Origin of the sequence: Janthinobacterium sp. 78, from assembly GCF_003096775.1 — a bacterium.
In the GTDB taxonomy this organism is placed as follows: domain Bacteria; phylum Pseudomonadota; class Gammaproteobacteria; order Burkholderiales; family Burkholderiaceae_D; genus Janthinobacterium; species Janthinobacterium tructae.
Genome location: NZ_QENT01000001.1, coordinates 3,821,547 through 3,829,635, shown reverse-complemented (window position 1 = coordinate 3,829,635; position 8,089 = coordinate 3,821,547). Strand labels below are relative to the sequence as shown.

Here is an 8,089-nt window from a genome sequence, read left to right as displayed (position 1 = left end):
CTTGCATCACCACAAACCCGCTTCGGCGGGTTTTTTTATTTCCACCACCTGAAAGGCATTCATGGCCATCGAAACAACCGCCGCTGGCGGCGCACTGATTAAAATTTTTGGCATTCCGGTCCTGGCCGGCGCTGCCGCAACCTCACTGGGATTCATGTTCATGTGGCCAAAAACTGCCAAGGAAGCGGGCGTGCGCTTCTTCGTCACCATTCTCTTCTCCGCCCTGATGGGCCCGGCCCTGGTCGTGGTCGTGCGCAACTGGATGCCGGGCCTGTTCGACAGCGCGCGCGCCGTCGCCGTGCTGTACGGCAGCGATCCGGCCCTGGGCTTCCTGTTCATTGCCGCGCCGCTGATGGTGGCAGCCGGCTTGCCTGCCTGGTGGGTGCTGGGCGCCACGGTGCGCTGGTTTGACAAGCGCCGCGACAAGGACATCGGCGAGCTGGCGCGCGATGCGGCCGCCGTCGTCAAGGACGTGCGGGGTGGCCTGTGAACCTGAGTCCACATTTCAGCCTGGCCGAACTGGTCGCCTCGCAGGTGTCCACCCGCAAGGGCATCGACAACGCGCCGGCGCCCGCCATCGTCGCCAACCTCACGCGCCTGGCCACGCTGCTCGAGCAGGTGCGCGCGCTGGTCGGTGCGCCCATCGCTATTTCCAGCGGCTACCGCTCGCCCGCGCTCAACAAGGCCGTGGGCGGCGCCAGCAACAGCGCCCATGTGCTTGGCCTGGCTGCCGATATCAGCACGGCCAAGCTGACGCCCAAGGCGCTGGCCCTGCTGATCCGGCAAAGCGATATCGCCTTCGACCAGCTGATCTACGAGGGAACGTGGGTGCATATCGCGCTGTCGACGGGCGCGCCACGCCGCCAGGTGTTGACGGCCAAGTTTGCCGGCGCCGGTGTCAGCTACGTGGCGGGCATCATATGAGCGCCCTTGGCACGCTGGCGGGCGCCGCCGTCAGCTGCATCTGGAAGGTGGCCGCCATCGTGCTGGCCGCCGCGCTGATGCTGGTGGCCAGCTCCACCGGCACGGGCTGGTGGCTGGCCGCTGGCGACCGTGACGCCGCGCGCGCTGCGCTGGTGCGGGAGCAGGGCGTCAGCGCTGCGCTGCGCGCGTCGATCAGCGAGCAAAACCGCGCCATCGATGGCATGGCCAAGGCAACCCTGGCGGCGCAGGAGCGCGGCACCGCGGCGCAGGCGGCCGCCGCTGCCAAGGGCAAGAAGTACGACGCTGCCCTGGCGCAGATCGCTGGAGCGCGCGCCAATACCTGCGACGAGGCTATGCCAGCCGTGAGGCTGTTGCTGGAGGGTGTGCGATGAAATGGATGCTTGCATTGGTTCTGATCGGCTGCGGCAGCGCGCCGCCGGCGCCGCAGCGGGTCGAAGTTCCCGTCTTTACACCATGTGTCAAGGTGGTGCCGCAGCGGCCGGTCTACGAGTTCGACCAGCTGGCGCCAGCGGCGACGGACGGAGAGATCGTCCTGGCGCTGGCGCGGGACTGGCCGCGTGGGCGGAAATATGAGGGGGAGTTGGAGGTGGTTATTGCTGGGTGCCTACAAATCCAGAATGTCGCAATCCCCGATTAAATTACGACAGTTGCGTGAACTTTTTCGTTCAAAGACATTTTTCCGATGGTACGCCAAATATTGGGCCTGGTCCGCCGAAAATGCACCAACGTTTGCGACCTCTGGAATGTTCCATGCATGTAGCACGGATCGGTCAAGTCCTGCTGCCAGCAATAAGCCGCCATTGTCCTCGAAGCTAATCTGGCCGCTGTCGAACAAATGGTCGATATGCGGCGCAAGCATGATTCCATTGTTGCCATCAATATGCTCCTGATGTTCGCAGGCCACCCAAGGCTTGATGTGGCTGGCGACCAAGTGGCTAGGATTGCCAATTTTGGTTAGTCGGCAAATTGGCTCCCTCAGCAAGACTGCGCGGCGGAACGCGCCTTGGCCAACGCGAGCTTGTATTATTTGTTCGCGCGTCTTGCTGTCATAGCTCGGGCTGGTAAGGATCCGCTCTATCTGCTGCCGTTCGCTTGGCAGTTGCGCAATGAGCCGCTTTTTCTCATACTCTTGAAACAGTTCGAGCACATCATTGTATATGGTCTGGTTATCCTTTAATTGACACAAGGTTTTTACTAAAATAAAGCCCTTAATTTCGCTTAAATTTCGACGTGTCGAGTTATCCCATTCAACGGAAATCGATCTCACTACTATTTTGCTTTGATCTGGGTATAGGTCCTCTCCGCCCTGGTCAGTGAGCAAAATTTTTGGTGAGTTAACCCGACCGACAGCTACAAAGCCAACCTTTTTTTCATAAGCAAAAACATGGTCTCCGGCTTGAATTTTCTTTAATGCAAGATCATATTTCTTAAATGGAGCTTCTCGATCCGGGGTCACGTATAGGCATTTATCTCTCAGCCAGTAACGAAATGGACTGTCATCCTTAGAGTGCCCCGGAGTCCCGTCAAAGCTTTTTTTATCTGTGTTGACGAACCAGAACTTAGATTTTATTGTGGGCGTATTTGATTTCATATTATTCATCCTAATTTCTATTTTTCTAATTATAGTCTGTGCTTAATTCGGTAAAGAAATTCTGGCTAGCCGCTCACCCAGCGCCGCCCACGCAGCCTTCTTCTCCTCTGCATAGTCGTGCAGCATGTAATGTCGCCGCACCTTGCTGGCCGGCAGCACATGGTTCTGGCATCGATCAATCAACTCCAGCGAAATCCCCAGCGCCCGCATCATTGCCGACACGTACTGCGTCGATGCGTCGTTCTTGCCGGCTGCCAGAGCCAGGCGTAGCCTCTATCTGAACTGTTCTTCGACGCGCGCTGAGCAACGAATGTCAGTACATTTGTTTACTGTACAACTCGTATCAGTTCGTTATACTGTATGCATATACAGTATTTTTGGTTGGTGCCATGAAGATAAGAGTGGTTAAGATGCGCGCAGCCGGGGTGGCTGTGGAGCGCCGCATGCTGAACGACCGGTACACCGTCAAGTACGACGGGATGCTGGTCATCATGGACGTGACCGATCAGGGCCTGCGGCGTCCTGTGAAGGTGGCGCGACTTACGCAGCCCGGCAGGCCAGGCCCTTATATGGAACTGCTCGATCCGCACATCGTGTGGGCGAACGATGGCAAGTTCACGCTGGCAGGGTTTGAGCGGACAACGAATGCAGAGGGCCATGTGGTCGAGTTTGCGCAGTCGTGGCTTTGCGCGGTGGATCTGGCCATGCCAGAGCCGGAAACCGATACCAGGAACGTTCGACCGATGCGGTCATGAGAAATTCTCAAACGCCCCTAACTACAGTCGAGCTGGTGGAAATCCGGCTCCGTAGCGATTCGCGGGACATGCGTGCCGTGCTGCGTGAGATCAGGCGCCTGCGCGCAATCGTATCCAAGGCGGACCAGCTGGAGCGCAGCCTGGGGCCAACTGATGGTGCGGCAGCGATGATCCGTGATGTTTTGCGTGCTGAGCTGGACGAGGAGCCATCCATTGCAGAGCTGATGTGGACCGATCTAAACGTGCTATGAAGAGGTGGTAATGAGTAGGATTCGGGCGCCGCTCAGCATCGAGCAACTGAAAGAAATCCAGGGCCGCAACGACTCTGCCGACGTGATCGCGCTTTTGTGGGAGGTGCGCCGCCTGCGCGAGATCGCCGCTATGGCCGATGAATTAGATCGAAGCCTAGGCCCGCGCGTAGGCAAGCCGGGACTGATCCGCGCAGCACTGCGAGTGCAGTTGGACGGTCAGCCTTGCTTTGTTGTAATGCCACCGCCCACATGAACAGACGGCCGCTCACCGGGCCGTGCACAATTTCCCCGTCGATGCCCAGCCGGCTACACGCTGCTGCTGGTCGACCAGCACGATGACCTGGCAGCCGCCGGCCGCGCTGCCGTAGTTCAGTTGCAGGTATTCGCCCTGGTGCTGGTAGCTGGCGGGCGTGCCGTAGCGGGCGGCGAGGGCGAAGCTGTTCATGCCGATTACATCAACGCGCTCGCTTGGGCTCGGTGTAGTGCATGAGCACAATGTCAAAACTATAATTCCCTTCGGCAGAAGATTCATATGCAATGCCTCGCCTCGTACATAGTGACTTAAAGGCAACATACACTTTTATCGCGAGCGCCGTGCTGCGCAAACGCATAGTTGGGCCTTCGATGTTTCTGGCGAGGTCGGCAAAGTGGGTGTAATTCCGGGTGTAATCGGGTGCAATCCAGCGCCATTTAGTGATGGCCAGGAGAAAATTCCCCCTATGAGAGCACTGCAAAAACGTGCTGCCAATGGCATTCACACTGCAGGGGTCGCAAGTTCGAAACTTGCACTTCCCACCAAATTTTTAGTTTGTATTCAATGACTTAGGATTTCATATCTTGTCTGGATAGGAACTTGGGGCAAATCTGTGGCAATGGGATTTTCGTCCATTATCCAGCCCCAAGCGATACGGCCGCGTTCTGCGGCCGTTTTCACGTCCAGGGAGTCCACAAGCTTAGCTTGCGGGCGGTTCCTCTCGACGGAATTGTTAAGCTAAACCAGCGTCAGACCTATTTGTTGTCAGCGCCAGCTGGTGCGTTGCTGCGCCCTCCGCCGGATGGCTTGCCTGTTCCATTTGGCCATGGCTGCAAACGCATGAGTCGCGAATGCCTTATCATGAATCGCCTTCGGCAGGTAGTAAGTCAGCGGTTGAAGGGTGGGGTAAAAAGTTTCCCACTTCATCCGGCTGTACTTGCGTAGCCGCTCGATTACCTGTTTGGACCGAGTATTGCCCCCCTGGGAGGTAAAGTCACGGGCCCATACTTGCTCGTTGAGCGGTCCCTCTCGCTGAAATTCGTGGTACTGGTGAAGTTTATGCAGCGACGTACCGATGATCTTGCAAGCAGCATCAGCGAATCCCTTCAAGGGCCACGGTTCATTCAGCGCCGCATCTGTGCCAATCTCGGTCGTAGATTCATTGGAATTGAGTTGGAGCAGGGCTACTTTGATTGTGCGAAAGAGCGAATCAGGGCTGCAAATGAAGGGCTGGACGCTGTTGCTGCATGGCCGAGCGCAGCGCTTTTGCATGTCTTCTAAGGCATAGAGATAAACCTTGCCGAAGTCTTCGCTAACTTTTGCCATCGGGGATTTAGTCTTAAAGTCTAGGCCTTCCCGAAAAGCCGTTTGTTTTCATGATGACAAGATGCTATTCTGCAATTTTGCCGCTACGGTGGATGTAAATTGGGATGATCGTATGGAAGAACTAGGAACTTTCTGTCGGATGAAGAGATGGCTCAAAACGTCGTGGTTAGAGTGCTCCATTTTGTTACTCGGCCTCGTGGCAGTGAACGCCATATTCGCTGCACAAGCATTTCGAGAAACTAAAACCATAAATCCTGCTGGAGCGGGGCTTCTCGGCGATTTTGTTGGTGGCTATATCGGAAGTTACTTTGCTCTCGTTAGCATCGTTCTCCTCTATCGGACGTTGAAGAGTCAGCGCCAGGCTTACCAGTTACAGAGCTTTGAAGCCAAGTACTTCGAACTACTGAAAATGCATCGAGAGAACGTCGCGGAACTGGAAATACAAGGCACATCAGGCCGAAAAATATTCGTTCTGATGATTCGCGAACTAAGGTCATTGCTCGATGTTGTAAAGTCTGTGGCTGCGTCGCATGGTCAGACCTTGACTCAGAAAGAGCGAGTACAAATTGCGTACAACTGCTTCTTCTTCGGCACAGGACCTAATTCGTCACGTATGTTGAGGCAATCACTGGCCGAATTCAACTCGGCATTCATCAACTCGTTAGAAAACGAGCTGGACCGTCCTGAAACCAAGCAACAGGCGCAAAAAGAAAGAAAGCTTGCATTTGTCCCGTTCGAAGGGCACCAGTCTAGGCTAGGCCACTACTACAGGCACTTGTATCAAGCCGTGCGCTACGTGGATCAGCAGAAGATTGACATTGATAAGTATGAGTATACAAAAACCATTCGCGCTCAGCTAACCACGCATGAGCAGGCGCTTCTCCTGCTTAACAGTCTGACGCCGATGGGAAAAAGTTGGTGGGACCGGAAATTCATGATCGAGTACCGCATGGTCCAGAACCTGCCACGGCATTTCTTTGATCCTGCAAGTGAGATCGATCTTTCAGTCATCTTTCCAGTGAAATATTTTGAATGGGAGGATGCGGAAGGAGTGAGTTGAAATTTCAGGGAAGAGATCCTTCGATTAGAACTCGCTGTGCGAAGAACCCAAAGCACTGTTTTATGTATGTCGATGCCGCCGTGCGAACCAGCGCCAGGGTTCATCAGCGGCAGTCTAGTCCTGGGGGGGGGGGATGTGTCCAGACGTCCACGGAAGAATTGAGGTATTTCTTCAGCGACTCCTATAGGTCTCAGCTAGTTATCATCATCATCGTTGGCTTCTTCGGATCGCTGCCAGAACGATGTCCAACTCTGGCTCAATGAACTCTTGCGTCAATTGGCTGAAAAATTTGCCTACATGAAAGTGCGGTGGTCAAGTAATTTCGGACACAACGATAAGTTCACGTTCTGCCATTTTCTGTTCGTAGACAGAGGGCGGCAGATTGCCCAATGCTGAATTGATACGCTTGCAGTTGTAGGGTAATCCTCCTCAGTTTTAGAGCGCGCTAAAGTAAAGGTTAAGCTAGATGTTAAGCGGCCAATGCAAGCTTCTGTTTTGGTGTGATGCCGCCAAGTGCCATGTTGGGCCGGTCGTGATTGCAAGTCCACAGCCAGCGGGTTGCAGAATCCTGGATCTCATCGAGCGTTTCAAACAGGTGATGGGTCAACCAGTCGTAGCGCACCGTGCGGTTATAGCGCTCGACATAAGCATGCGGCTGCGGCTGGCCAGGCTGGATGAAGTCGATGCGAATGCCGCGTTTGGCTGCTCAGGCTAATGTAACGGCGCTGATGTACTCCGGGCCGTGTCGCAGCCAACGACCTGGGGTTTGCCACGCCATTCGATGATCCTGTCGAGGGACCGGATGACGCGTTCGGATGGCAATGAGAAATCAACCTCGATGCCGAGCCCCTCGCGGTTGTCATTGTCAATCACTTTCAGCAAGACGATGCTGCGGCCATCAGCCAACTGGTCGTGCATGAAGTCCATCGACCAGGTCTCGTTGATCTGTGCAGGCATGGCCAGCGGCAGCGGTTTTTCCCGTACCAGGCGACGTCGCGGCTTGATCCGCAGGTTCAGTTCCAGCTCGCGATCAATCCTGTAGACACGCTTGTGGCTCCATTTAAACCCCTTTACGTTGCGCAAATACAGGAAGCACAGGCCGAAGCCCCAGTTGCGCTGCTTGTTGGTCAGGCGTACCAGCCAGTTGGCCACGACAGCATTTTCCGCGACGATCTCCGCTTTCAAACGCTCTTCGGCATACATCTTTTTCAGGCGCCGGTGACGCAGTGCGGGTAGGGTGCTTGAGTCTGTTTCACTTCAAGCCTTCAAACGATACTTTGAGCATATGGCGCACGATATCCTCAGGCTCCATCTTGCTGTATTTTTGCAAATACTCGACCGCGGGGTCGCAGGTTCGCGCGTAATAGCTGAAGAGTATAACGTCGGTGGGCAGTTCGTGGTTCAATTGCCCCTGCTGCTGCGCCAGCTTCACCAAGGCCTCCAGCTGCCGGTTCAGTTTCATTATTCGCAGCATGTACTTCACATTGCGGATCAACATGTCGCGCACGTGCGGGCTGGTCGATGGCAGGAACGGCAGTCCGCCGCCCAGGCGCACCCGCAGCGCCCACTCGAGCAGGGCTGACAATTTCTGCAGCGGACTGAGTGCGGTGTCTAGCGCGGCGACATACTCGAGCGCGCCGTCGAGCAGTCGTATCAGCGCCTCACCGATTAGCTCCTCTTTTGATTTGAAGTGCTTGTAAAGGCTGGGTTTGGAGATGCCGACCGTGCCGGCGACGTCATCCATGGTCATCAAGTCATAGCCTTTTTGGCTCAGTACTGCCGTCGCGGCATCGAGGATGGCGTTCTCGCGCAGCTTAAATGCTTGATTTTTAAAGCTTAGTCTTGGAAGGATACTCATTGGTAATTTTCGATACTAATCAGTAGCTTTTATTATTTGGAGGTAGTAAT

General features: G+C 55.3%; 13 protein-coding genes and 1 pseudogene. 7 read left to right on the top strand and 7 right to left on the bottom strand.

Going from position 1 to position 8,089, the window contains the following annotated elements; translation table 11 throughout:
- Nucleotides 1–6: 6 nt before the first annotated feature.
- Nucleotides 7–162: a hypothetical protein gene (locus tag C8C92_RS27790; RefSeq protein WP_243420252.1), complete on the bottom strand. Its 156-nt coding sequence runs from the start codon at nt 160–162 to the stop codon at nt 7–9.
- On the opposite strand from C8C92_RS27790, the gene C8C92_RS16855 reads away from it, so the two are divergent.
- From C8C92_RS16855 to C8C92_RS16840, 4 genes are read left to right on the top strand one after another with little or no spacing between them, the layout of a single operon-like run.
- The gene (locus C8C92_RS16855) at nt 161–490 is read left to right on the top strand and encodes a hypothetical protein (RefSeq protein WP_227742029.1); all 330 of its coding nucleotides are present in this window, start codon (nt 161–163) and stop codon (nt 488–490) included. The genes C8C92_RS27790 and C8C92_RS16855 overlap by 2 nt on opposite strands.
- Nucleotides 487–924 (top strand): D-Ala-D-Ala carboxypeptidase family metallohydrolase, encoded by a 438-nt coding sequence (locus C8C92_RS16850; protein ID WP_116744668.1) that lies wholly within the window; start codon nt 487–489, stop codon nt 922–924. Before C8C92_RS16855 ends, C8C92_RS16850 begins: the two co-directional genes overlap by 4 nt.
- Nucleotides 921–1,316 carry a hypothetical protein gene (locus C8C92_RS16845; RefSeq protein ID WP_116744667.1) on the top strand — a complete coding sequence of 132 codons (396 nt, stop codon included), beginning with the start codon at nt 921–923 and terminating at the stop codon, nt 1,314–1,316. Before C8C92_RS16850 ends, C8C92_RS16845 begins: the two co-directional genes overlap by 4 nt.
- The gene (locus tag C8C92_RS16840) at nt 1,313–1,582 is read left to right on the top strand and encodes a hypothetical protein (protein ID WP_116744666.1); all 270 of its coding nucleotides are present in this window, start codon (nt 1,313–1,315) and stop codon (nt 1,580–1,582) included. Before C8C92_RS16845 ends, C8C92_RS16840 begins: the two co-directional genes overlap by 4 nt.
- Here C8C92_RS16840 and C8C92_RS16835 read toward each other — a convergent pair.
- Complete coding sequence (locus C8C92_RS16835) at nt 1,550–2,545, bottom strand: HNH endonuclease (RefSeq protein WP_116744665.1); 996 nt, start codon at nt 2,543–2,545, stop codon at nt 1,550–1,552. The genes C8C92_RS16840 and C8C92_RS16835 overlap by 33 nt on opposite strands.
- A 33-nt stretch (nt 2,546–2,578) precedes the next feature.
- Nucleotides 2,579–2,758: a hypothetical protein gene (locus tag C8C92_RS27515; protein ID WP_165829217.1), complete on the bottom strand. Its 180-nt coding sequence runs from the start codon at nt 2,756–2,758 to the stop codon at nt 2,579–2,581.
- Nucleotides 2,759–2,979: 221 nt separating this feature from the next.
- Between C8C92_RS27515 and C8C92_RS16830 the strand changes: the two genes are divergently transcribed.
- Both C8C92_RS16830 and C8C92_RS16825 read left to right on the top strand, forming a co-directional pair.
- Nucleotides 2,980–3,291 carry a hypothetical protein gene (locus C8C92_RS16830; protein WP_133250780.1) on the top strand — a complete coding sequence of 104 codons (312 nt, stop codon included), beginning with the start codon at nt 2,980–2,982 and terminating at the stop codon, nt 3,289–3,291.
- Nucleotides 3,288–3,542 (top strand): hypothetical protein, encoded by a 255-nt coding sequence (locus tag C8C92_RS16825; protein ID WP_076573223.1) that lies wholly within the window; start codon nt 3,288–3,290, stop codon nt 3,540–3,542. The genes C8C92_RS16830 and C8C92_RS16825 overlap by 4 nt, the downstream gene beginning before the upstream one ends.
- A gap of 265 nt (nt 3,543–3,807) precedes the next feature.
- Here the strand turns inward: C8C92_RS16825 and C8C92_RS16815 are convergent, their stop codons facing one another.
- A complete protein-coding gene (locus C8C92_RS16815; RefSeq protein ID WP_116744662.1) occupies nt 3,808–3,987 on the bottom strand; it encodes a hypothetical protein in 180 nt (59 codons plus the stop codon).
- A gap of 573 nt (nt 3,988–4,560) precedes the next feature.
- A complete protein-coding gene (locus C8C92_RS27510) occupies nt 4,561–5,121 on the bottom strand; it encodes a hypothetical protein (protein ID WP_165829467.1) in 561 nt (186 codons plus the stop codon).
- A gap of 112 nt (nt 5,122–5,233) precedes the next feature.
- Between C8C92_RS27510 and C8C92_RS16805 the strand changes: the two genes are divergently transcribed.
- The gene (locus C8C92_RS16805; protein WP_165829466.1) at nt 5,234–6,181 is read left to right on the top strand and encodes a putative phage abortive infection protein; all 948 of its coding nucleotides are present in this window, start codon (nt 5,234–5,236) and stop codon (nt 6,179–6,181) included.
- Between the two features lie 469 nt (nt 6,182–6,650).
- Here the strand turns inward: C8C92_RS16805 and C8C92_RS16800 are convergent.
- A pseudogene (locus C8C92_RS16800) lies at nt 6,651–7,402 on the bottom strand (integrase core domain-containing protein); the annotation flags it as partial.
- Between the two features lie 31 nt (nt 7,403–7,433).
- Nucleotides 7,434–8,039, bottom strand: a complete 606-nt coding sequence (locus C8C92_RS16795; RefSeq protein WP_116744659.1) for a helix-turn-helix domain-containing protein — start codon at nt 8,037–8,039, stop codon at nt 7,434–7,436.
- Nucleotides 8,040–8,089: the final 50 nt, after the last annotated feature.

Excerpts from the sequence above, each read along its gene's own strand:
- C8C92_RS16855 (WP_227742029.1), top strand. The coding sequence starts at position 161 with ATGTGGCCAAAAACTGCCAAGGAAGCGGGCGTGCGCTTCTTCGTCACC.
- C8C92_RS27790 (WP_243420252.1), bottom strand. The coding sequence starts at position 162 with ATGAACATGAATCCCAGTGAGGTTGCGGCAGCGCCGGCCAGGACCGGA.
- C8C92_RS16845 (WP_116744667.1), top strand. The coding sequence starts at position 921 with ATGAGCGCCCTTGGCACGCTGGCGGGCGCCGCCGTCAGCTGCATCTGG.
- C8C92_RS16840 (WP_116744666.1), top strand. The coding sequence starts at position 1,313 with ATGAAATGGATGCTTGCATTGGTTCTGATCGGCTGCGGCAGCGCGCCG.
- C8C92_RS16835 (WP_116744665.1), bottom strand. The coding sequence starts at position 2,545 with ATGAATAATATGAAATCAAATACGCCCACAATAAAATCTAAGTTCTGG.
- C8C92_RS16830 (WP_133250780.1), top strand. The coding sequence starts at position 2,980 with ATGCTGAACGACCGGTACACCGTCAAGTACGACGGGATGCTGGTCATC.
- C8C92_RS16825 (WP_076573223.1), top strand. The coding sequence starts at position 3,288 with ATGAGAAATTCTCAAACGCCCCTAACTACAGTCGAGCTGGTGGAAATC.
- C8C92_RS16815 (WP_116744662.1), bottom strand. The coding sequence starts at position 3,987 with ATGAACAGCTTCGCCCTCGCCGCCCGCTACGGCACGCCCGCCAGCTAC.
- C8C92_RS27510 (WP_165829467.1), bottom strand. The coding sequence starts at position 5,121 with ATGGCAAAAGTTAGCGAAGACTTCGGCAAGGTTTATCTCTATGCCTTA.
- C8C92_RS16805 (WP_165829466.1), top strand. The coding sequence starts at position 5,234 with ATGGAAGAACTAGGAACTTTCTGTCGGATGAAGAGATGGCTCAAAACG.
- C8C92_RS16795 (WP_116744659.1), bottom strand. The coding sequence starts at position 8,039 with ATGAGTATCCTTCCAAGACTAAGCTTTAAAAATCAAGCATTTAAGCTG.